Here is a 22,584-nt window from a genome sequence, read left to right as displayed (position 1 = left end):
TGAAAATTTATTGATTAATCCAGGCCTTCCTTAATGCAATTTGTTTTGAATCAGGATGGGACACTGAAGTTACCTTTCCGGTAGCTTCATCATAATTGAATCCTGCTTTTTCCAGATACTCTTTTAAAGGAATGGGTTGAGTGCCTTCTACGAAATCTCTAAAAAAAGTATGTATTTCGGGATAAGTCATTTTGGTAATCTCATCAAAAAGTTCATCATCGTTAAAATATTTACCTGCTCCATACTTTTTCATAAGCATCTGCATCAGATCCTGAGTTCCCATTTTCCCGTTGGAAAGCTCTCTTAGTCTTATATCCAGACATAACCCGAGTAATGCTCCTTTCATATAAAAGTTCATATACTGATCCTGTCTTTCCATGGATTTTTTACTCATTTCTGTAAAAGACAGGGTGTTATCAAATTCTTTCATGCCTTTGATTTTTTCTTCCAGACTTTTTTCAAAATCTTCCAGGCTGATCATTTTTTGTTTGATAGGCATATGAATGGTCGCATACTCTGTCATCCCTTCGTATAGCCACAAATGTTCAGACATGACAGGATTCAGGAAATCATAATGCTGAATTTCCCCTGAATGAATATTGAGCGGGGTAACAACATGAAAAAACTCGTGAGAAGCAACCCTGTTTAAGGCATGTGGAAGAAATTTCATATTTCCGGAACGGTAAAGGCAGACTGTAGAGTGGGAATGTTCCAGGCCATCTCCCAGATATCCATTTTCATTGGAAGATTCATAATAAATCAGAAATGCATATTTGCTGACCGGTAATGTTCCGCCAAGATAAGCCTGCTGATTTTTCAGAATGTTTTCAATTTCGTGAGCAATCGTTTTGGAGTAATGTCTTTCCTTTTTGTTGTAGAATGATACAAGTACTTTGGTATGGCCTATTTTGAGCCAGGTAGTATCAGGAACGGAATATAAGACAGGAGAATCTACCAGTTCGCGGTAATCCTTTGCCCATACCATATCTGTAATTTTATCTATCTGTTTGTAATCCAGGGCGGAGGAAGCATAAAAATCCTTGTTCTTTGTAATCTTAATGTGATAAGGAATATCTTTCATTTCTTCAAAATATCCTACTAAAGAATTATAATTGATGACAAAAACGCTGTCTTTTATAAACATACTTCCTGCGGATCGGGCTTCATGAGATTCTTTTTCCAGGGAGTCCCATCCATCAGCTACCTGATAAGATATTTTCTTTACCCGGCTGAGATCATGTACCATCCAGCTGTTTTTGTCCAGGCGTTCCGTTAAGACTTTTTTACCGTTTTTATCAGTGGCTGTGAAATCGGAAATATATTGTCCGAAATTCATAGCCTGATAAAATCCGGGTACCAGTTTGGGAATGATAAATCTGCCCTGTTTAAGATTATTCTTTGGAGGTGAAAAAGATACCCGGACTTCATCATTGGACATATGAAGAAGATCTATAGAATAGTCGTAATTTTTCTTTGACATTTGAGCAATCATAACGTTAGGTAGTATGATGATCACAAAAAATAGCTTTATAAGGGTATTCATGGGCTGCAAATCTTAATTATTACGAAAATTCTAAATCACTTCTAGGTTTTGTTGGTTTTATTTTTCCATGTAGTATACTTCTTCATAAGGCTGAATCAGTACCCATCCATGTCCTGAAAACTTCATCTGAAACTCTTCGCCGCTTCCTCTGCCGATAAGGCTTTTGAAAGAAACATTGGTTTTCAGTTCCGGGCTGAGGTTTCCGGACCATGCAACAGTAGCATTCGGGTCTGTAAATACAGGTGTATCAGGAGTTACAAGTAAAGTTAAAGGATCTCCGTGAGTGGTAATAGCGATGTGCCCTGTTCCTGAAAGTTTCGCCTGAAAAAGCCCTCCGGACATCATTCCTGCAATACTTTTCAGCATGGTGATATCACTTTTTACGCTTTGTTCGTGGGCAAGAATATCATTTCCGTTTACGCAAACAGATTCATTATTCAGATATAAAATACGGACTTTCTTCCCGGAATCGGCTACATACAGTTTTCCGGTTCCTTCTGCTTTCATCAGCCTGGCTCCTTCACCGCTTATAGCTTTCTTTAAGAGGTTTCCAATTCCTCCGGACAGCATTCCCTGTCTTTCAAAATTAATATTTCCCACATAGCTTACCATGCTTCCTCTTTTCGTCCATACTGCCTGATTGTTAAGGTTGATTTCCAGAAGATGTTTCGTTTCCAGCTCAAAATAATCTCTTTGCTGCGGATTTTCTTTTGTTTCGTTGATGAATGCTTCAATCGAATATTTACTCATAATGATATTTTTGTTAGTGTTATTACTTTAGTTTGTCGAGTTTATACTCTCTTTTGTTACTTTTAGGATTCAGATCTGCAAATCCTGAGTTCCGGGCAGGCACATTTTTACCTTTTTCCTCACTCTTTTCATTATCATTGACATAATAATTTTCAGTTTTTAAATGAAAATCAAACCAGATAAATCCATATTCATGAGTCCGTCCGCTCCAGCTGAAGTTTTCAATTTTGTGATCATTAGGTTACGGATTATCAATGAAATATATTGTACTTACAGGTTCCATATTGAATTTTAATTTTTCCAAAAATACTCTTTTTATACCTTGAAACTCCCCGTAAAATCACGGTTTTATATTTGATTGTAAATAAAACTTGACAAAGGGGTGTTCAATGTCGTATATTTGCACTCCGAAAATTACACCTTGTAATTTCAATAATTTTTAAACCGTAATTTAAAAAATGAAAACATCAGATTTTAATTTTGATCTTCCTGCGGAATTATTAGCAGAACACCCATCAGAGCACAGAGACGAAGCGAGATTAATGGTACTTGACAGAAAAACACAAACTATCGAGCACAAATTATTCAAGGATGTTGTGGATTATTTTGATGAAGAGGATTTGTTTATCTTCAACAATACGAAAGTTTTCCCTGCACGTCTTTACGGAAATAAAGAAAAAACAGGTGCTAAAATTGAAGTTTTCTTATTAAGAGAGCTTGATAAAGAAACCAGAGTTTGGGACGTTTTGGTAGATCCGGCAAGAAAAATCAGAATTGGTAACAAATTATTCTTCACAGAAGATGAGTCTTTGGTAGCGGAGGTTATTGATAACACAACTTCAAGAGGAAGAACATTAAGATTCTTATTCGACGGTTCTTACGACGAATTCAGAACGAAACTTAAGGAATTAGGAGAAACTCCACTTCCAAAATATATCAAAAGAGCAGTAGAACCGGAAGATGCAGAAAGATATCAGACAATCTATGCAAAAGTAGAAGGAGCAGTAGCTGCCCCTACAGCAGGTCTTCACTTCTCCAAGCACCTGATGAAGAGATTGGAGATCAAAGGAATCAATTTTGCTGAAGTTACCCTTCACGTAGGATTGGGAACATTCAACCCAATTGAGGTAGAAGATCTTTCTAAGCACAAAATGGAATCTGAAGAGATCATCATTGATGAGAAAAATGCTCTTATCATCAACAAGGCAGTAGAATCTCACAGAAGAGTATGTGCAGTAGGAACTACTACCATGAGAGCATTGGAAACTTCTGTTTCTTCAAACAAAAAAATCTCTGCTTTCAACGGATGGACAAACAAATTCATTTATCCTCCTCACGATTTTGGAGTTGCTAACTCAATGATCACGAACTTCCACACACCGAAGTCTACTCTGATCATGATGATTGCTGCATTTGCCGGAAGAGATTTCGTAATGCACGCTTATGAAGAAGCCGTAAAAGAAAAGTATAAATTCTATTCTTATGGTGACGCAATGTTAATTCTATAAAAAAGTAAAAAGAGCCAAGTTAAAGGTAATACAAGTAGAAATGAGACAAAATGATTTACTTATCAGAACTTTTACATTTGGAGTTAATTGTCTTAAGTTTTTAAGAACACTCCCCAATGATTCTGAAAGTAAATTAATAAGATTTCAACTCGGGAAATCAGCTACTTCAATAGGTGCTAATTATGAAGAATCCCAGGCAGGATCATCCAAAGCAGATTTTAAAAATAAAGTAAAAATTGCTTTAAGGGAAGCTAGAGAAAGTCATTTCTGGCTTCGTGTTTTAGAAGAACTGGATGGTTATGATTCTGAGGAATTTAAAGCTTTATTGAATGAAAGTAACGAATTGAAAAACATTTTGGCTGCAATAGTTAACAATACTAAACTTTAAACCTTTTACTTTTAACTTGGCTCTTTAATATTATGAAAGATATCCGTACATTATCATTAGACCAGCTTAAAGACTACTTTGAGTCTTTAGGAGAAAAGCCGTTTCGCGCGAAACAGGTCTATGACTGGCTATGGAGTAAAAACCTCCATTCGATTGAAGAAATGACGAATCTTTCTAAATCACTTCGTGAGAAAATTTCGGAAGAATATATCATTAATCCTGTTTCCGTAGACCTTCTTCAGAAAAGCTCTGACGGAACCATCAAAAACGGAGTGAAACTTCACGACGGGCTGATGGTGGAATCTGTTCTTATTCCTACAGAAACAAGAACTACAGCCTGTGTATCTTCGCAGGTAGGATGTTCATTAAACTGCGAATTCTGTGCTACAGCAAGACTGAAAAGAATGAGAAACCTTGAAGTTGCTGAAATTGTAGATCAGGTAGCCCTGATTGACAGCCAGAGCAGAATGTATTTCGACAGACCGCTTACCAATATCGTATTTATGGGGATGGGAGAGCCGATGATGAATTACAAAAACGTAGTGGAGGCCATCAAAAAAATTACCCAGCCGGAAGGTTTGGGAATGTCTCCAAGAAGAATTACCGTTTCTACATCCGGTATTCCTAAAATGATCAAAATGCTTGCAGATGACGAACTGCGTGTAAAGCTGGCTTTATCCCTTCACTCTGCTATCGAATCCAAGCGTAATGAGATCATGCCTTTCTCTGATAAATTCCCGTTAACGGATATTATGGAGGCTCTTCAGTACTGGTATCAGAAGACCGGTTCTGTTATTACTTTTGAATACTGCGTATGGAAAGGGATCAATGATGGTGATGAAGATATTAAGGCGTTAATCAAATACTGTAAACAGGTTCCTTCAAAAGTAAACCTCATTCAATACAACCCTATCGGAGATGGAAAATACGATCAGTGTAACAAACAGGCTGAGGAAAATTACATCCGGCAGCTTGAAAATGCAGGAGTAACTGTAATGGTCCGAAGAAGCCGTGGAGGTGATATAGATGCTGCTTGCGGACAGTTAGCCAACAAAACAACAGATTAAAATTTCCTTAAAAAAAGCCTAAAACTTTCTTAAAAAATAGGCTAAAACCCTACCTTTGCACAAATTATTTTGTGATGATGGATTTTCTTATGAGCGAGGACGGGCTGGAAAATGTGTATGCATGGGCAATCCCATTGCATGCTACTGTTATTTTAGCTGAAATGATTTACAGCCACGTTTCAGAAGCTAAGCTATACAGCGGGAAAGATCTCGCCACCAATGTTTATCTTGCATTGATGAACTTTGGCCTAGACCTTATCATGAAGGCATTTGCCATGGGAGTGATGTTTTTCTTTTACCATCACAGACTTTTTTCCTGGGATCTTAGTGTGTGGTATTTGCTGGCATGTTTTATCATTACAGACTTTGCTTACTATGTGCTGCATTATGTAGACCACCGTTCCAGAGCATTCTGGGCAGTTCATATTACGCACCACAGTTCAGAATATTTTAACCTGACAACAGGATTCAGAAGTCCTGTATTACAGCCACTTTACAGATATTTATATTTTTCGCCATTAGCATTTTTGGGATTCAATCCATGGCATATTATGGTAGCATATGCTATCGGACAGGTGTATGGAACATGGGTGCATACACAGACTGTAAAGAGCATGGGATTCCTGGAATATATTCTGGTAACGCCTTCTCATCACCGTGTACATCACGCATGTAATGTGAAATATCTGGATAAAAATATGGGAATGTGTCTCATTATCTGGGATAAAATATTTGGAACTTTCCAAAAAGAAGATCCGAATGTACCTGTGAAGTATGGAATCTATCCAAAGATGCCGGATAACAGACCGGATACGGTACTTTTTTACGAATGGAGAAAAATCTGGAAAGATCTTAAGCAGCCAGGATTAAAATTTACAGACAGAATCAATTATATTTTCAATTCACCGGGATGGAGACATGACGGAACCGGAAAGACTGTAAGGCAGTATCAGAAAGAATATTTTGCCAAACAGGCACGAAAGAAAGAACAACAGCAAAATCAGAAAGAGCAGAAAACGGCTTAACTTCTGATTTAAAATCAATAGAAATCTAAGGAAAAGCGGGCTATTTTAGCTCGTTTTTCTGTTATAAGAAGATCATTAACAAAGGTTGAGAGTAAAAAGGTAAAAGAGCAAAGCAATCTGCAAAAAAAATTATCTTTAACCCTCAAACCCTACAACTTCTCTAATCCCTACAATGTTTAGATTCCTTCGGAATGACAAGGTGTACGGATAGGCAAATCGTAGTTTGTCCATTCCGTAGGAATCTACACTTTCGCTCTCAAACGCTCTCACCCTTAAACTCTCAAACGCTCAAACCCACTACCTCAGAATAAAACCCTACTTTTGTCATATGAAAAAACTTCTTCTGATTATTACTCTTTTTGTTGGTCAATCTGCATTTTCCCAGCAGGCTGATTTTCTGAAAATAAAAAAATACAGAGTTCATTATCTGGATAATAAAATTGAGGAAACCTCAGGACTGAATATTTTAAACGGAAAGCTGTATACATTCAATGACAGTGGAAATGCTGCTGAACTTTTTGAAATTGATAAAAAAAACGGAGAAATTATAAGGACACTGAAAACCAATTTAATCAATACCGATTGGGAAGCGTTAGCTAACGATGGAGAGAATTTCTATATCGGAGATTTCGGAAACAATGCCGGAACAAGGAGAGATCTTAGAATTTATAAAGTTCCTTTTGGGAGTCTTGATTCTGCGAATATTCCTGGTTCAGAAAGGGCTTTAGATGGAATAGCTATTTCTTTTTATTATCCTGAGCAGACCGAATTTATTGCTAAAAATACAAAGAATGACTTCGATGCAGAAGCCATGATTTATTTGAATGGAAAGCTGCATGTTTTTACCAAAGAATGGGCTTCCAAAGCAACCTCACATTATATTGTAGATCCTGAAATTTCAGAAGTGCAAAAGGCAGAAAAAAAAGAAACCTATAAAACAGGTTTTGTGGTTACAGATGCCTCTTATTTTGATAAAAAGCTTTATTTAGTAGGATATACCAGAAAAACGGAAGTTTTTTTAGATATTTTTACAGAAACAGAAGCCGGAATATTTTTTAAAGAAAAACCAAAGCATTACTACCTTGGAACTGCTCTTTCATTATCGCAGATTGAAGGAATAAGTGTAGATGAAACGGGAATTTATATTTCAGGAGAAAAGTTCAGGTCTCCTCTGGGAACTACAAAACCTTCATTTTATTTTATCCCGAAAGATCAACTCAAAGATTAATTTTATCTTAAAATTGAGCGAAAAAAATTATCTTTGTGAGAATTAATAATTATTCACCCAGCATCGCAGATTGTGGCAAACATTGTAGAAGAGATTAAACGACCGATCAATGATGAAATGAAACTTTTTGAACAGAAGTTTTATGAGTCAATGCAGAGTAAAGTAGCTTTATTAGATAAAGTAACCCGTTTTATTGTTACCACTAAAGGAAAGCAGATGCGCCCTATGTTTGTGTTTCTTTGTGCCAAACTGGTGGGTGAGGTGACGGAAAAAACCTATCGCGGTGCTTCTATGATCGAGCTGATCCACACGGCTACGCTGGTACATGATGATGTGGTGGATGAAAGTTTTAAACGTCGTAATTTCTTTTCAATCAATGCACTGTGGAAAAATAAAATTGCTGTTTTGGTGGGAGATTATCTTTTGTCAAAATCAGTTTTATTATCTACAGACCACAAAGATTATGATCTGCTTGGGGTTATTTCCAGAACCATCCGTGAAATGTCTGAAGGAGAACTTCTTCAGCTGGAAAAAGCCAGAAAACTGGATATCACAGAGGAGGTGTATTATGAAATTATCCGCCAGAAAACGGCTACTCTGATTGCTGCCTGCTGTGAAATAGGAGTTCTTTCCAATAATGCGGACGAAATTATTGCTAAGAAGATGATGGACTTCGGAACTTTTACAGGGATGGCATTTCAGATCAAAGATGATCTTTTTGATTATTTAAGCTCAAATGTGATCGGAAAGCCTGTAGGAATTGATATTAAAGAGCAGAAAATGACGCTTCCTTTGATCCATACCCTGAAAACAGCCAATGAAAAGGATAGGAAATATTATTTTGATACTATAAAACGTTACAACAATAACCCCAAAAGAGTAAAGGAACTGATTGAATTTGTTAAAAGCTCAGGCGGGTTGGAATACGCTGTTGAAGTCATGAAAGATTTTCAGCAGAAAGCAAAAAATATTCTGAATGAGTTTCCAGATTCTGAAGCAAGAAAATCATTACATATTATGCTGGATTATGTAATTGAGAGAAAATTTTAAATTAAACTGAGTTTGGTTTAAGAAAATTAAGATTTAAGCTTTTGGAAACCCGTATGAGTGTGAATGGGAGTCCTCTTCATCCTCATCATGTACGCAAGTTACTATACATTGCATGCTTAATGAGACATCACTTTAAAAGATGAAAATACGGAAAAACTCTTCTTTATCACCTGAATAGCTTCCTTTTTTAGCTTCACAGATTCCATTCTGATTAAAATAGGAAGTCATGTCCCTAATTCAGTTAAGTTAATAAACTTTAATTAAGTGAAAAGATGGATGCAGAAAAGCCCACTTGCGTTTTGAAAAAAAATCGATTTTAGAGCCGGGAAATCAATGATTTAATATGGCTGTTCAAAAAAAATTAAAAAGAATAACAATCAATAAGGCTGAATTTAAACTTCCATGACTTTTAATTGTTGGAGAAAAAGTTTTAACAGGTTTTAAAATATAATAAGCCAGACTTTACTCCGGCTTATTGTATCTGTGTCTCTTTAGATCTTTTGTATAGTAACATTGGTTACGTTTCCGCTTCCTGTACTTCCGCTTTCTGTTGCCAAAACGGTACAGCCCTGATTAGGTGATGCTGTAAAGCGAACCTGATAACCCGCATTTGGAATAATAAGAAGAGTGGTGTAATTCATGAGTTCTCCTACTGTAGAAGAGGTTGCTGTTGCATTATAATGGCTTCCGCGTCCTAAATAATCGGCATCAGGAACCGGTCTTACTCCAATTAATAGCTGTGTGCCTGCAGGAGCACTGCCAAAACTGGCCTGCAATGTTACTAAATAGTTTCCGGCCTGATTAAACGTTAAAACTCCCGTACTTGTATTGTATGAATAATAGGGTGAAGTAGATAATGGATTCCCAAATAGCAAGGTGCTTATTGACAGAGTCGTTAAATTCTGGTTTCCTGCTAATCTTGCATGGAATAACGAATATGCATTAAAATTTACTGTTTTTAAAACGCCATTTGCGTCCGCTACTACAAATCTGTCGGTTCCTCCGATCCCAATGTTTGAATTAATATTACGAATTCTGGCATTACCTGTTGCCAGATCAAACTTTTCTGTAGGATCTATCGTTCCAATGCCTAGATTTCCCCCTGAAGTTATGGCAACATCATTAGATTGTTGGGTAATTGTGGGGAGTCCGGATGCTGCATTATCTTTCGCTCCATCCACATGAAGAGTCGTCTGAGGGTTGCTGGTATTAATTCCTACCTGTGCTTTTGGCATTATCGATAGTGTACAAAATAATAATAAACTAGTTGCTTGAAATAGTTGCTTTTTCATGATATTTTTAAATGTGTGTTTTTTTTTTTGAAAAAAAACATTGTCAAAATTCATGCCGATTTATTTATTGATTATTTGTAAAATTGTGGTATATTTTGTTTATAATGTTGGTTTTTATATTTTTTTAATAAATTTAATTGTTTATTTGTGTTTTTTTATTATTTATAATTTAATATTGTGGTCTTTAATTAAAGTTAAATTATTTTTATTGTCACAATAATTACAGCCAGAACAATGCAAAATAAAGCGGTTAAAAATAAATAATCCGCAATAGTTTCAAATCTGTCAGTTCGCTTTTCATGTTTAGATCGGATGGCTAAGAAAGAAAAAAAGCAACTGAATGCAAAAAACAGACATGCAATTCCTGCAAACTCATCCAAATACGTGCTATGGCTTATTTTTGATATTTTTAAAGAAGTAATAATTACCAGAGAAAATCCTAAAAGATTACTGGATGCATTGAGAATATGAGACGATTTTTTTTCCATCTTTTACAATTTTTCTCAAAATAAAGCACAATTTTTTTTATTATCAAATTTTTAAAAAAGATTATTAAAAATTAAAATTAATTTAAAAAGTGTATATTAGCAAAATACTTGAAGATTAAAAACTTTTTTACTTAGCTATGCAAACAACCTATATTGAAACACAGGAAATATCCTTTCAAGATTTTAAAAATCAAATACTTGAAGATTACAGGTTAGGAAGGATCTCTCGTGAAATGTCTTATCTCGGAAGGAGAGAAGTACTTACTGGAAAAGCTAAATTTGGAATTTTTGGGGATGGAAAAGAACTTCCTCAGCTTGCAATGGCGAAAGTTTTCAAAAATGGAGACTTCCGTTCAGGATATTACAGGGATCAGACTTTTGCATTGGCAATAGATGCCTTAACGGTAGAAAGTTTCTTTGCGCAGATGTATGCAGATACCAGCGTGGAAAGAGAGCCTGCTTCAGCAGGAAGACAAATGAACGGGCATTTTGCAACAAGAAGTTTAAATGAAGACGGAAGCTGGAAAGATTTGACAGCTCAAAAAAATATTTCTTCCGATATTTCTCCTACAGCAGGACAAATGCCGAGATTGTTGGGATTAGCCCAGGCTTCAAATATCTATAAAAGCGTAAAATTTGACGGTTCAGAAAAATTCTCAAGAGAAGGAAACGAAATTGCCTTCGGAACTATTGGAGATGCTTCTACAGCAGAGGGACACTTCTGGGAAACTCTGAATGCAGCATGTGCTCTTCAGGTTCCAATGATTGTTTCCATCTGGGATGACGGATACGGAATTTCAGTTCCTACGAAAAATCAGAGAGCAAAAGCTGATATCAGTGAAATGCTAAGCGGTTTCCAGAGAAAAGAGGGAGAAAATCAGGGTTGTGAGATCATCCAGGTAAGAGCTTGGGATTATCCGGCATTATTAGATGCTTATGCTAAAGCAGAACATTTTGCAAGAACAGAAAGTGTACCGGTGGTAGTGCATGTAGTAGATGTTACACAACCTCAGGGACACTCTACATCAGGATCTCACGAAAGATATAAAAATGAAGACCGTCTGGCTTGGGAAGCTGAGTATGACGGCCTGGCAAAATTCAAAGAGTGGATTCTGAACTATTCTATCGAAATTGATGGAAAAGAAGAAGTGATTGCTACCGCTGAAGAACTGAAGGCTATAGACGAAGAAGCGAAAAAAGCAGCAAAAGCAGGACAGAAAACAGCCTGGGAAAACTATCAGAAAGCTATTTCGGAACTTATTAAGTCTGTTTTACCTTTAGTAGAAAACCTTAAAGGACAGAATGCTGAAGTTGAAAATTATATCGCTCATTTCAACAAATTGGTTTCAAAAGCTAAGAAAGATATCTTCCATCTGGTAAGACAAACTTTACTGGCGACAAGAGGAACAAATTCTGCAGAAAGAAATCAGCTGATGCAGAAATATAACGAAGTAGCTGCTGTTGAAAAAGATAATTATTCTTCTCACTTATACTCTCAATCTCAATGGAAGGCTGAAAATGTTCAGGAAATCAAGCCTGTCTATTCTGACAGTTCTGAAGATGTGGACGGAAGAGTAGTGATCAGAAACAATTTTGACAAAATTTTTGAAAAATATCCTGAAACTTTAATCTTTGGAGAAGATACCGGAAATATCGGAGACGTCAATCAGGGATTGGAAGGAATGCAGGAAAAATACGGTGCTTTACGTATCGCTGACACAGGAATTCGTGAAGCAACGATTCTTGGACAGGGAATTGGTATGGCAATGCGAGGCTTAAGGCCAATCGCTGAAATCCAGTACTTAGACTATGTTCTTTACTGTTTGCAGGGAATGAGTGATGACCTGGCAACGGTACACTACAGAACCAAAGGAGGTCAGAAAGCTCCATTGATCATCAGAACAAGAGGGCACAGATTAGAAGGAATCTGGCATTCAGGTTCTCCAATGGCCGGTATTCTGAATCTTTCTAAAGGTATTCTTGTTTTGGTACCTAGAAACCTTACTAAAGCTGCCGGATTCTATAACACGATGCTTCAGGCTGACGAACCTGCAATCATCGTAGAATGTCTGAACGGATACAGATTAAAAGAAAAACAACCGGATAACTTAGGCGAATTCACTGTTCCTGTAGGGAAAATTGAAGTTACAAAAGAAGGAAAAGATGTTACCTTGGTCACTTATGGTTCTACCTGGAGAATTGTAACGGAAGCTGCCAACGAATTGGAAAAAATAGGAATTTCTGCAGAAGTGATTGATATTCAGTCATTGATTCCTTTCGATTTATCTCACGAAATTGCTGAAAGTGTTAAGAAAACAAACAGATTAGTCGTAATTGACGAAGATGTGGAAGGAGGAACTACAGGATTCATCTTACAGCAGATTCTTGAAAAACAAAAAGCATTCAGATACCTGGATTCAGATCCGTTAACGATCTCTGCAAATGATCACAGACCTGCCTATGCAAGTGATGGTGACTACTTTAGTAAGCCGTCTGCAGACGATATGGTAGAAAAGATCTACGCAATGTTTAATGAAACAAATCCTCAGAAATATCCGGCGATATTCTAATTGGGATTTTAGATAAATTTTAAAACCGCTTCCTTTTGGGAGCGGTTTTTAATTTATATTTGTCTGAATCATTCCATAATAAATCATGAAAATCAGGATCTTATATTTAATACTAATAATTATAAGTTGTAAAAAAGCGAAAAAAAAAGAAGTTTTGCTGGCAGACAGGGAAGCTCCTTTAGGTTGGATTTATTTGAAAATGTATGATGATAGCAGTTTTGAATTCATTTCTCAGGGAATGGTGCGTGATAAAGATGTATATAACGGAAGCTATCAACTAAAAAATGATACTCTTTATTTTAAATACAAAGATTCAATTCCTAAAGCAGGTTCAAAAGCTGTAATAACGAAAGGATTTGTAAATTATATCAATGGTAGTTATCATGAAAGTGTTCAAATAAAACTTAATAAACTGACCATCAAATAACAATCTTTTGTATTTTCTTACTTTCCATAATCATTTTACAATCCTTCTCTTTCTCAGGATCATAGACATGATATTTCGTTTCCCATTCTTCTAATTGGTACAAAATAGGCAACAATGCCAATCCTTTTTCTGTAAGAGAATATTCTACCCGAGGTGGAAGTTCTTTAAACTCTTCACGAATCACCAGTCCATCAGCTTCCATCTCCCTCAGCTGATCAGTCAGAACCTTTCTGGAAATGACATTAATGCGTACTGCCAGTTCTCCAAAACGTAACTTCCTGTCTTTAATAACAAGAACAATAATAGGCTTCCATTTGCTTCCCAGAGCGGCCATTGCCTTACCCAGAGGACAGCTGTATTGCATTAATTCATTCTTTTTCATAGAGAGATCTTTATTTTAATACCATATGAAACCGGAATTTCATGTGTTACTTTGATGTTACTAATGTAGGTTACTGCGAAGTTACCACTATTTTTTTAATAAAAGATACAAAAGTGAACTATTATTAGTTACTTTGTGTAACAATTATAAAATATAAATTTAAATATGAGCACATCATCATTATTTAAACCATTTCAATACAAGAATTTACAGCTTAAAAATAGAATTGTAATGGCTCCAATGACCAGAGCACAATCTGACAATGGAGTTCCAACCCAAAACATCGCAGATTATTATGGAAGGAGAGCCGCCTCAGAAGTAGGACTGATTCTTTCTGAAGGAACTGTGATCAACAGACCGGGATCAAAAAACTTGCAGAACATTCCTGATTTCTATGGTACAGAAGCTTTAAACGGCTGGAAAAATGTCATTGATACTGTACATCAGAATGGAGGTAAAATGGGTCCTCAGATCTGGCACGTAGGGGATACAAGAATGTCCGAAGACTATCCGTTGGTTCCAATGGAAAAGGCTTCCACAATGACGATTGAGGATATTCAGGATACCATTGCGCAGTTTGCAGTATCAGCAAAATCAGCAAAAGACCTTGGTTTCGACTGTCTTGAAATTCATGGCGCTCATGGATACCTTATCGACCAGTTTTTCTGGGAAGTTACCAATACAAGAACTGACGAATACGGTGGTAAAACATTAAAAGAAAGAAGTAGATTTGCTGTTGAAGTCGTAAAAGCAATCAGAGCAGCAGTAGGAGAGGACTTTACCATTATCATCCGTCTTTCTCAGTGGAAGCAGCAGGATTATAAAACCAGACTGGCATTTACTTCAGGCGAGATGGAAGACTGGTTATTACCATTAAAAGAAGCTGGAGTAGATATTTTCCACTGCTCACAGCGTCGTTTCTGGGAGCCGGAATTTGAAGGCTCTGATTTAAACTTTGCAGGATGGGCAAAAAAAATTACAGGGCAGCCAACCATTACAGTAGGTTCTGTAGGCTTAAACGGAGATTTCCTTAATGCTTTTGCAGGGCAGGGAACAGAAAAAAGTGATCTTACGGAACTGATCAGAAGACTTGACAATGAGGAATTTGATCTGGTTGCAGTAGGAAGAGCTATTTTACAGGACTACCAGTGGGTACAGAAGATCAAAGACGGAAATACGGAGGCTCTTCTGGACTTTTCAGCAGAAAGTATGGGCATTTTATTTTAATATCAATAATGAATATAAACTCGTTTCGAAGTCGATTTTTTTAACAGCATAATTTATTCACTTTTCGAAGCAGAATTGATTATTCAACCAGATATTAAATCAACATAATTCACTTTATTTTATATTTAATTTTCACCTATTTATTAAAGAACCCGATTTCAGAATTTCTGAAACCGGGTTTTATTAATTGTAAATGGTTCTAAGTGATTTTAAGGACATCCTAATGTATCCAATACACACTTCCATCGAGATGGAATCCCATTTTTGCCAGGAATGTAGCAGGCTGTTGTTCCGCCCGGACAATCAGGAGCATTTCCTCCATTAATTTTCTTTAAATCTGTCTTAGATAATTTTCTTAGATTTTTCATACTTAATAATTTGTTGATTCATACAAATATAATATTTTTTGAAAGCGAAAAAATAATTTGTGCCAAAATGTGAAATATACTCTTTCAAAGACAATATACAATAAACCCGCTCCCGGAATTTCCGGGAGCGGGTGTTAACAGATTTAAATATCTAAAACTGCCCTTTAAACAGGCAGAAATGATTTCTTTATCTTATAAACCAATGCTTTTAGTTGGTTTCAGTTGTTTTAAGATGCTTTTAGGGATGGCATTCTTGTGAACAAGGATCGCTGTTGACTTGTATTCAACATAAGGTCTTGTTACATAAAGGTATCCGGCAAAATCATTGGTTACTCCCCATGAGTTTTTTACCATATAATACTCTTTACCCGTTTGATCTTTTGCCAAACCTACGATATGCATACCATGGTCATCCGTTGTAGAAAGGTTATTAAGTGCTTTCTGACGCATGTCTTCAGTGATGGTTTTATCTTTTTTAGGCTCTGTAAACAAAGTCTGTTTGTTCTCTGCAGTTATTTGGTCAAGGTCCATATCCGGAACATAAGCTACACCGTTTTTATAAGAGAAGTAAGGCTCAGAAACATCAGTTGCCCAACCTACAGAATACCCTTTAGCTACTGCATTGTCTATGATTGCAGTAAGGTCTTTCATCGGAACATTCCAGTCAGAATCGTGGCTCCAGTTATCAGGAATCGGAACTACAAATTTCTGAAAATACGGATAATCTTTATAGGAAGATAATTCCACATAATCTTCAGGATTGATTCCTACCACTTCCTTAGCAAATGTTTTCGGAGTGTAGTTTTTCCCTTCATACGTAAAGTTGGCTGGTACTTTTCCTAAATATTCATCAAGAATAGCATCTACAGAATCCATCCAGTTATCTGTCAGTTTTCCTTTTGAGGAAGCCTGAACAAGGCTGTCAAGAACCGGCTTCAGTTTGCCTTGCATTTCTTTGAAGTTGTTGGTTGTTTGTCCGGATTTTAATCCGGTATAAACATCCTGAGGAACCGCACCATACTTCTTGTACATATTGATTACGTCGTGAAGTTCTCCTCCGTCACCCCAGCTGATAGCGCCGTTATTCAAAACATATAATTTTGCCTTATCGTGGTAAGAGTTTCTTGCCGTAAAGATTTCAGCAAGATCCACAGGTTTTTTGCCCATTCTCTGCATTTCAGATTCAAGGAAAGAGTTTCCTGAGTAGCTCCAGCAAGTTCCTGATGAACCCTGGTTCTTTACAGAAGTTGCACCCACATCTTTTAACGTTGTGAACTGAAAATTAGCATTTTGTGATTGGTTGTTTTTTAACTTGTTGATTAAGTCATCTTGGGCAAACATCATACTTCCTGCAGACAAAACAAAAAGTAATGATGCAATTTTGGCATTTTTCATTACTATAAAAAGATTATTTATATTAAGAGTCGTTGATAATAGAGATTTGTTACAGATGGAAAAGTTAAATTTGAAATTAAGAAAAATAAAAAAATTAATAATATAGGCTCATTTATCCCTTTACTCAAAAAAGTTGATCATGTTTCCAACTCTTATAAAAGTTTCTGCATCTATAATAATATAACTCCTGACTATGGAACAAGAATTATTATTGGAATGTCAGCGTAACAACCGCAACGCCCAGCGGAAAGTTTACGAGAAAATGGCGGGCAGGCTTTATTCAGTCTGCAGACGCTATTTGAAAAATGACGAAGACATAGAAGAAGTCTTGGCTGATACATTCTACAAGATCTTCACGAAAATTACCCAGCTCCAGAATGCAGATACATTTGAAGTATGGGCAAGAAAAATTGCTGTAAATGAATGTCTGCAGAAATTAAGATCCAACAAAGGGATGTTTATTTCCCTGGAAGAAAATTTCAATAATCATTCTGAAGGAACTACAGAAAACCTTTCTCTGGAAAAAGATATTCTGAGCTTACTGAATTTTCTCCCGGAAGGCTGCAGAGCCATCTTTAATCTTTTTGCTATTGAAGGATATCCTCATAAGGAAATAGCCACCATGCTTTCCATCAGCGAAGGAACATCAAAATCACAGCTCAATTTTGCACGAAAAAAGCTGCAGGAACTTCTCGTGAATCAAAACATTTAAACTTTTACAACAATGGAAAATAATCATATAGATCAACAATTCAATGAAGCTTCCAAGCTTTCAGAAGAACCAACTGTTTTTCCTGGTTTTGATAAAGTATGGGGAAAAATTGAGGAGAAATTAGATAAAAAAGAAGAGAAAAAGAAAATCATTCCTATCTGGCTGCCCTATGGTATTGCTGCAAGTTTGATGATTGGTTTGGGAGCTTTTTATTTTATGAATAAAAAAGAGGCTGCAGAACCTTTACAACCTGTAATAGTAGAAAATAAAGTTTCAAACAGTTCTGGTAATAAAGTTGATATTGCAAAAACAGACAGTACCATAAAGGAGAATATCAGAAAAGAAAAGTTGCCTTTATCTGTGCCTGATCCCATAGCATATCAATCTTCAGCAGTTGTGGGAACAGACTCATATAAAACGCATCCCAGCTGTAACATACCGACAGTAAAAGCTCCTGATAAAATAACAGCATCTTTACCCCCAATATATAATGATACCTTAAAAACAAAGGAAATTGATGAAGTTGTTGTCACTGCGTATGGCATTAAAAAGAGTTACAAATCCGTTACAGCCTCTTCAACCGTTATGATTGCTTCTACAGACAAGAATCCTGTACATTCACCGGCAGCCGTTTCTTCACTGGCAGGAAGAGTTGCTGGGATAGAAGTATCAACCGGAATTAAAAAGCATGATGCAATATTAATCAGGGGAACAAGAAGCATGGATGGTCATTCTACAGCCCCTTTATATATTGTTGATGGAATTATATTAGGCAGAGAATCTGGATTTTTAAATGCTCTGGATCCTAAAAAGATAAAAGAATTAAAAGTACTGAAAGGACTCGAAGCTGCTGCCCTGTATGGAAGCAAAGCTAATAACGGAGTTATTGTAATTACCACAAAGGGATTATCTACAGCAGAAATAGAAAAGCTGAAAAAAGTTTCTTCAGAAAGTGAAGAGAAAGTACTAAAAGAACCGGAAGAACCCGAAAAAAAACTTCCCAAAGCAGGCCAGCTTACTGCAGGTGAAATTAACGATTTTTCTAAGTGGGATTATTGGAAAGATATTGCAGTTCCTACTCTGGGTGAGTATAAAAATACATGGAAGTTCTTCCCTGATAAAAGGGTTTCAGTTCAGCTTGTGAATAAAGACAGAAAGCCTGTAATAGGGGAAAAAGTAAAATTATTGGATGATAAGAAAAACATTATATGGGAAGCCGTTGCAGATAATCTTGGTAATGTAGAATTATGGATATCCCCTATGACAGGTGATAATTCAGATTCTGAGAAATATTATTTATCCGATGGTTCCGGGCAGATCATCAGCAGTAATCTCAGAACCTTTAAAAATGGACAAAACCTCATTATTTTGGACAAGACCTGCATGCAAAAACGTGTATTGGATCTTGCCTTTGTAGTAGATGCTACCGGTTCTATGGGAGATGAGATTTCTTATCTTCAGTCTGAGCTTTTAGACGTGTTGAAGAAAACAGAAAGACAGCTTAAAAATACAACTGTAAGGTACGGATCAGTTTTCTACAGAGATCAGGGAGATGAATATGTGACCCGAAAATTTGACTTTTCAGATAAGGCAGAAGACCTCGTTGAATTTATTAAAAAACAGAACGCAGGAGGTGGCGGAGATACGCCGGAAGCAGTTGTGGAAGCCCTGAAAGTTTCTGTTGAAGAGTTGAAATGGAGTCACGAAAACTCAGCCAAAATAATGTTTTTAATTCTGGATGCCCCACCACACCATTCAGAACAGAATATAAAGGAACTTTACAGTACAATAAAGAATGCTGCAAAGAAAGGGATTACCATTATACCACTGGCAGCCAGTGATACAGATAAACAAACGGAATACCTGATGCGTACATTTGCTTTACTCACCAATGGTACCTATACGTTTCTTACAGATGACAGCGGAATAGGAAACAGCCATATCAAGCCTACCATAGATTCTTATGAAGTTGAAAAACTGAATGATTTATTATTAAGATTAATCCTTCAGAGAGCCATTTTACCGGAGTGCAGTGCAGGAATTTCAAATGATAATATTAACAAGAAAATGGAAAAAGAAATTGACAGTCAGATTGACAGTAAAACTGTAGTATTCCCAAATCCTACAAAAGGCCTGATGCAGATAAAAACAAGAAAATCAATTGAAGAACTGTTTGTATATGATCTTGCCGGAAAGATTATCATGAGAAAAGAAAAACTGCCGGAAGGTAAAAATTCAATTGATTTAACTTCTTATCCTCAAGGGATTTATCTTGTACGTATTCATACTAATGATCAATGGGAAACATTTAAGGTCATTAAAAATTAACTGTCTGAAAAAAGAAATTTTCCCGGAAATTTCTTTTTTTATATTTTTAAGCATACTAATAACTGATGAAAAAGAATTATTTGCTGTTATTGCCATTTACGATTACCCTATTACAGGCACAAAATTCACAACTCTATTACTCTGGAAAGTTTTTAACATCTAAAGATAAAGAACAGAACTTTTTAAAGGTTTATAATAAAAACAGTGGTATTTATGAACTGACTGATGAGAAAGGATTTGCCATTATTGCTGCCAAACCTTATGATACTCTCGTGTGGAACCAAGGGAAAAATACCCATATTATTTCTTCTTATGAACTCAGGGAATTAAAAACGATTCTGGAAAATCAGACAGGAAGTAAAAGTGTAGAAAATATTTACAGTAAAGCCTATGACAGTCTTGTTTCAAAAGAGATTAAAGACGATTTCAGTATTGAAAAAACTAAAACCCAACTCAGTAATAGATCGCATTCTTATTTTGATGAAATAAGAAAACTAAAGCAAAAAAATGATACTGTTTATGTTTTAAAAAGGATCAATAAGACAATATTACTGTTTAACGGAAGTTTTACCACATCTTTTGATATTGAAAACAGAAATGCTGTTCCAGGGACTCAAAATAAGTATGTTCAGGGAAGATCAGAAAACGGAAATCTTTTTTGGAAAGGCCCTGAAACGAATGAAATGTTCAGTTTTGGACCAGATATATCAACACTTGGATTTAATGGATTCCCTTATGAGTATGACCAGAATGGAAAACTGATTCCGTGGATTAATGGACTTCAGCGTGCAAAAAGATATGATAATAATCTTTTTAAAACCACAGTAGGTTATAATAACCAATTGAATGTAAATGCTTTTATACAACAGGGTAACAATGAAAAATTCCGTCTTTCACTGAATCTGGGGCAGCAAAAGAACCAGATGTATTTTATTGATCAGTTTGATATTACCAATACCCTTAAAGCAAAACTGAATGCAGATTTGGGTAGATATTACATTAATCTGGCTTTTAATTACGAAGAAAACAAGGCAACCAATACCAATAGAATAGGATTGTTCAACAGAGCCTATCAGAATTCATTGCTTACGCCCATATCTTTTTCAAACGAACAAAATATTTTCCTGAATAATGGCTCACAGAGAAGTTACAACAATAATGCAGACAATCCTTCTTTTCTTTTTGAGCAGGATAGCAAATACCGCTATAAGAATCGGGACAGGCAGTTGAGTCTTAATGTAGCGAAAGATTGGGGCAGTTTTAAACTGAATATCAGTCAGTCCTACGAGAATATTACTAGCTGGAATCAGGATCAATATCAACCTTCTACTTATGGTTTTATCAACGGAATATCCAATGAAAGGATTCAAAACAATAGCTCTTATCATTCCAATATACAGGGCTCTTATTCATTGGGAGACTATGACTTTAGAAATACTTTCAGCCTGAATTTTATTTTAAACGATAAAAAATCTGATGTTTATAACAGCCTGACCCACCAAAAATATCTCTATCAGAGAACTTCACAGGATCATATTTTTAATTATAATATGAACATCCGCGATTATGATTTTGAAGCAGGGTTTAATCTTGGGAATTCATTTTACATCTCCAATACTTCCCTTAAGAATAATTATTGGCTTCCAAAAGCTAACTTTTATCTGAAGTTCAATGGGATCTTCAATTGGTATAATTACAATTTTAAATTATTGGGAAGTTACACCCAATTAAGCTCCGAACCGGAAATGACAAGATCATACGCTTCGTATTCTACTACTTTGCTGAACGCAGAAAATTACAATCAATATTTTCCGGTACAGGAAGTAGACAGTTTCAGAGGTTTGTCCAATATCAATACTAGAGAATGGAAAATTGGAGCCAGGCTGAATCTTGGGTATAAAATAAGTGTAGAAGGAGAATATTTTAATAAAAAGAATAAAGATGATATATTTCCTGTTTTTGAAAACAATCAGTTAAGACTTAAAAATATAGCAGATCATACATACAGCGGGTACGAATTCAATTTTACCTACGAACGTTTGCGTTTGGGATATGATATGTATATCACCAATAAGGTCTCATTCTTTCAATACAAAGATATTGTAGACCGCATTGCTCCCGGATATCAGAACCATGCGGTTTCAGGATTTAAAGATATTTATAAAACACTATCAGAAGGACAGGTTTTGGGTGCTGTGATGGGCAGTTACTTTGAAAGAAATGCAGCCGGACAATTGGTCATTGATGAGTTTGGGTTTCCTAAAAAAGCAGACGGAATGAAAATTATTGCAGATCCTACACCGGATTTTGTAATGAAATTCAATCATAGTTTTGCCTATAAAAATTGGTCCTTAGATATCAATTGGGAATGGAAAAAAGGAGGCCATCTGTGGAACGGAACACAGGCTGTTCTCGATTACTACGGCCGTTCTTATGGCTCAGGAGAAGAAAGGAATATCAAAAATTATATTTTCGAAGGTGTACAGGCCAATGGAGCTGTCAACCAGGTTCCTGTGGATTTTTATGATCCCAATCAGAATGTTCTGGAAAACAGATGGTCGAGGTACGGTTATTTAGGAGTAGCTGAAAATTATGTTCAAAAAGCAGATTATGTAAGGATCAATAACATATCCCTTTCCTCAGATTTCCCGATTAACAAGAATAAACAGACTCTCAGACTGACTTTTTATGTAAATAATATCATGCTTTGGCAGGCCAATAAAGGCGTGGATCCTAATCAGAATTTCTACGATTTGAGTAATGGAAGAGGACTGGATTTTTTTAATCTTCCCTCCTTTAAAATATTTGGCTGTATTGTTTCACTTAAATTTTAACT

Annotated in this window: 19 protein-coding genes; 13 read left to right on the top strand and 6 right to left on the bottom strand. The window is 36.0% G+C overall.

The features are described from left to right. Window positions 1-7: 7 nt before the first annotated feature. Both C8D70_RS08120 and C8D70_RS08115 read right to left on the bottom strand, forming a co-directional pair. Window positions 8-1,543, bottom strand: coding sequence for a peptidase M61 (locus C8D70_RS08120; protein ID WP_110366984.1), 1,536 nt, complete (start codon window positions 1,541-1,543; stop codon window positions 8-10). Between the two features lie 57 nt (window positions 1,544-1,600). Next, window positions 1,601-2,293, bottom strand: coding sequence for an AIM24 family protein (locus C8D70_RS08115; protein WP_062672057.1), 693 nt, complete (start codon window positions 2,291-2,293; stop codon window positions 1,601-1,603). Between the two features lie 458 nt (window positions 2,294-2,751). On the opposite strand from C8D70_RS08115, the gene queA reads away from it, so the two are divergent. From queA to C8D70_RS08085, 6 genes are all read left to right on the top strand, one after another. After that, complete coding sequence (queA, locus tag C8D70_RS08110; RefSeq protein WP_076595584.1) at window positions 2,752-3,801, top strand: tRNA preQ1(34) S-adenosylmethionine ribosyltransferase-isomerase QueA; 1,050 nt, start codon at window positions 2,752-2,754, stop codon at window positions 3,799-3,801. Between the two features lie 40 nt (window positions 3,802-3,841). Then, window positions 3,842-4,189, top strand: a complete 348-nt coding sequence (locus C8D70_RS08105) for a four helix bundle protein (protein WP_110366983.1) — start codon at window positions 3,842-3,844, stop codon at window positions 4,187-4,189. A 32-nt stretch (window positions 4,190-4,221) separates the two neighbouring features. Next, on the top strand, window positions 4,222-5,256 hold the full coding sequence (gene rlmN / locus C8D70_RS08100; RefSeq protein WP_076595586.1) for a 23S rRNA (adenine(2503)-C(2))-methyltransferase RlmN: 1,035 nt from the start codon (window positions 4,222-4,224) through the stop codon (window positions 5,254-5,256). Window positions 5,257-5,330: 74 nt separating this feature from the next. Beyond that, window positions 5,331-6,281: a sterol desaturase family protein gene (locus tag C8D70_RS08095; protein WP_076595587.1), complete on the top strand. Its 951-nt coding sequence runs from the start codon at window positions 5,331-5,333 to the stop codon at window positions 6,279-6,281. 328 nt (window positions 6,282-6,609) lie between these two features. Then, window positions 6,610-7,509, top strand: coding sequence for a hypothetical protein (locus C8D70_RS08090; protein WP_076595588.1), 900 nt, complete (start codon window positions 6,610-6,612; stop codon window positions 7,507-7,509). Window positions 7,510-7,581: 72 nt separating this feature from the next. After that, window positions 7,582-8,559: a polyprenyl synthetase family protein gene (locus C8D70_RS08085; RefSeq protein ID WP_076595589.1), complete on the top strand. Its 978-nt coding sequence runs from the start codon at window positions 7,582-7,584 to the stop codon at window positions 8,557-8,559. 491 nt (window positions 8,560-9,050) lie between these two features. Here C8D70_RS08085 and C8D70_RS08080 read toward each other — a convergent pair whose 3' ends face one another. After that, window positions 9,051-9,794 carry a hypothetical protein gene (locus tag C8D70_RS08080; RefSeq protein ID WP_076595590.1) on the bottom strand — a complete coding sequence of 248 codons (744 nt, stop codon included), beginning with the start codon at window positions 9,792-9,794 and terminating at the stop codon, window positions 9,051-9,053. A 369-nt stretch (window positions 9,795-10,163) separates the two neighbouring features. Here C8D70_RS08080 and C8D70_RS20780 point away from each other — a divergent pair, with 369 nt between their 5' ends. The 3 genes from C8D70_RS20780 to C8D70_RS08065 all read left to right on the top strand — a co-directional run bounded on the left by C8D70_RS20780 (window position 10,164) and on the right by C8D70_RS08065 (window position 13,336). Further along, window positions 10,164-10,322 carry a hypothetical protein gene (locus C8D70_RS20780; protein WP_168802040.1) on the top strand — a complete coding sequence of 53 codons (159 nt, stop codon included), beginning with the start codon at window positions 10,164-10,166 and terminating at the stop codon, window positions 10,320-10,322. Between the two features lie 154 nt (window positions 10,323-10,476). Further along, window positions 10,477-12,909, top strand: coding sequence for a thiamine pyrophosphate-dependent enzyme (locus C8D70_RS08070; protein WP_076595592.1), 2,433 nt, complete (start codon window positions 10,477-10,479; stop codon window positions 12,907-12,909). An 85-nt stretch (window positions 12,910-12,994) separates the two neighbouring features. Next, window positions 12,995-13,336: a hypothetical protein gene (locus C8D70_RS08065; protein WP_110366982.1), complete on the top strand. Its 342-nt coding sequence runs from the start codon at window positions 12,995-12,997 to the stop codon at window positions 13,334-13,336. On the opposite strand, the gene C8D70_RS08060 is transcribed toward C8D70_RS08065, so the two are convergent. Next, complete coding sequence (locus C8D70_RS08060) at window positions 13,329-13,718, bottom strand: winged helix-turn-helix transcriptional regulator (protein ID WP_110366981.1); 390 nt, start codon at window positions 13,716-13,718, stop codon at window positions 13,329-13,331. The genes C8D70_RS08065 and C8D70_RS08060 overlap by 8 nt on opposite strands. A 165-nt stretch (window positions 13,719-13,883) precedes the next feature. Between C8D70_RS08060 and C8D70_RS08055 the strand changes: the two genes are divergently transcribed. After that, window positions 13,884-14,945: an NADH:flavin oxidoreductase gene (locus C8D70_RS08055; RefSeq protein WP_110366980.1), complete on the top strand. Its 1,062-nt coding sequence runs from the start codon at window positions 13,884-13,886 to the stop codon at window positions 14,943-14,945. A 209-nt stretch (window positions 14,946-15,154) separates the two neighbouring features. On the opposite strand, the gene C8D70_RS20775 is transcribed toward C8D70_RS08055, so the two are convergent. Together C8D70_RS20775 and C8D70_RS08050 are read right to left on the bottom strand one after the other, a co-directional pair. After that, on the bottom strand, window positions 15,155-15,313 hold the full coding sequence (locus tag C8D70_RS20775) for a bacteriocin-like protein (RefSeq protein WP_181416106.1): 159 nt from the start codon (window positions 15,311-15,313) through the stop codon (window positions 15,155-15,157). Window positions 15,314-15,505: 192 nt separating this feature from the next. Then, on the bottom strand, window positions 15,506-16,708 hold the full coding sequence (locus tag C8D70_RS08050) for an aminopeptidase C (protein WP_110366979.1): 1,203 nt from the start codon (window positions 16,706-16,708) through the stop codon (window positions 15,506-15,508). A 193-nt stretch (window positions 16,709-16,901) separates the two neighbouring features. On the opposite strand from C8D70_RS08050, the gene C8D70_RS08045 reads away from it, so the two are divergent. From C8D70_RS08045 to C8D70_RS08035, 3 genes are all read left to right on the top strand, one after another. Then, a complete protein-coding gene (locus C8D70_RS08045; protein ID WP_110366978.1) occupies window positions 16,902-17,420 on the top strand; it encodes an RNA polymerase sigma factor in 519 nt (172 codons plus the stop codon). 12 nt (window positions 17,421-17,432) lie between these two features. Then, window positions 17,433-19,748, top strand: coding sequence for a T9SS type A sorting domain-containing protein (locus tag C8D70_RS08040; protein ID WP_110366977.1), 2,316 nt, complete (start codon window positions 17,433-17,435; stop codon window positions 19,746-19,748). A gap of 65 nt (window positions 19,749-19,813) precedes the next feature. Beyond that, window positions 19,814-22,582, top strand: a complete 2,769-nt coding sequence (locus C8D70_RS08035) for a hypothetical protein (protein WP_110366976.1) — start codon at window positions 19,814-19,816, stop codon at window positions 22,580-22,582. Window positions 22,583-22,584 lie beyond the last annotated feature (2 nt).

Origin of the sequence: Chryseobacterium sp. CBTAP 102, from assembly GCF_003201365.1 — a bacterium.
Classification (GTDB): Bacteria; Bacteroidota; Bacteroidia; order Flavobacteriales; family Weeksellaceae; genus Chryseobacterium; species Chryseobacterium candidae.
Note: the sequence above shows the minus strand (reverse complement) of the source record. Positions and strands in the feature narration are given on the sequence as shown.

Excerpts from the sequence above, each read along its gene's own strand:
- C8D70_RS08120 (WP_110366984.1), bottom strand. The coding sequence starts at position 1,543 with ATGAATACCCTTATAAAGCTATTTTTTGTGATCATCATACTACCTAAC.
- rlmN (WP_076595586.1), top strand. The coding sequence starts at position 4,222 with ATGAAAGATATCCGTACATTATCATTAGACCAGCTTAAAGACTACTTT.
- C8D70_RS08080 (WP_076595590.1), bottom strand. The coding sequence starts at position 9,794 with ATGCCAAAAGCACAGGTAGGAATTAATACCAGCAACCCTCAGACGACT.
- C8D70_RS20780 (WP_168802040.1), top strand. The coding sequence starts at position 10,164 with ATGGCTAAGAAAGAAAAAAAGCAACTGAATGCAAAAAACAGACATGCA.
- C8D70_RS08065 (WP_110366982.1), top strand. The coding sequence starts at position 12,995 with ATGAAAATCAGGATCTTATATTTAATACTAATAATTATAAGTTGTAAA.
- C8D70_RS08040 (WP_110366977.1), top strand. The coding sequence starts at position 17,433 with ATGGAAAATAATCATATAGATCAACAATTCAATGAAGCTTCCAAGCTT.
- C8D70_RS20775 (WP_181416106.1), bottom strand. The coding sequence starts at position 15,313 with ATGAAAAATCTAAGAAAATTATCTAAGACAGATTTAAAGAAAATTAAT.
- C8D70_RS08070 (WP_076595592.1), top strand. The coding sequence starts at position 10,477 with ATGCAAACAACCTATATTGAAACACAGGAAATATCCTTTCAAGATTTT.
- C8D70_RS08115 (WP_062672057.1), bottom strand. The coding sequence starts at position 2,293 with ATGAGTAAATATTCGATTGAAGCATTCATCAACGAAACAAAAGAAAAT.
- C8D70_RS08105 (WP_110366983.1), top strand. The coding sequence starts at position 3,842 with ATGAGACAAAATGATTTACTTATCAGAACTTTTACATTTGGAGTTAAT.
- C8D70_RS08060 (WP_110366981.1), bottom strand. The coding sequence starts at position 13,718 with ATGAAAAAGAATGAATTAATGCAATACAGCTGTCCTCTGGGTAAGGCA.
- C8D70_RS08095 (WP_076595587.1), top strand. The coding sequence starts at position 5,331 with ATGATGGATTTTCTTATGAGCGAGGACGGGCTGGAAAATGTGTATGCA.
- C8D70_RS08055 (WP_110366980.1), top strand. The coding sequence starts at position 13,884 with ATGAGCACATCATCATTATTTAAACCATTTCAATACAAGAATTTACAG.
- queA (WP_076595584.1), top strand. The coding sequence starts at position 2,752 with ATGAAAACATCAGATTTTAATTTTGATCTTCCTGCGGAATTATTAGCA.
- C8D70_RS08050 (WP_110366979.1), bottom strand. The coding sequence starts at position 16,708 with ATGAAAAATGCCAAAATTGCATCATTACTTTTTGTTTTGTCTGCAGGA.
- C8D70_RS08035 (WP_110366976.1), top strand. The coding sequence starts at position 19,814 with ATGAAAAAGAATTATTTGCTGTTATTGCCATTTACGATTACCCTATTA.
- C8D70_RS08090 (WP_076595588.1), top strand. The coding sequence starts at position 6,610 with ATGAAAAAACTTCTTCTGATTATTACTCTTTTTGTTGGTCAATCTGCA.
- C8D70_RS08045 (WP_110366978.1), top strand. The coding sequence starts at position 16,902 with ATGGAACAAGAATTATTATTGGAATGTCAGCGTAACAACCGCAACGCC.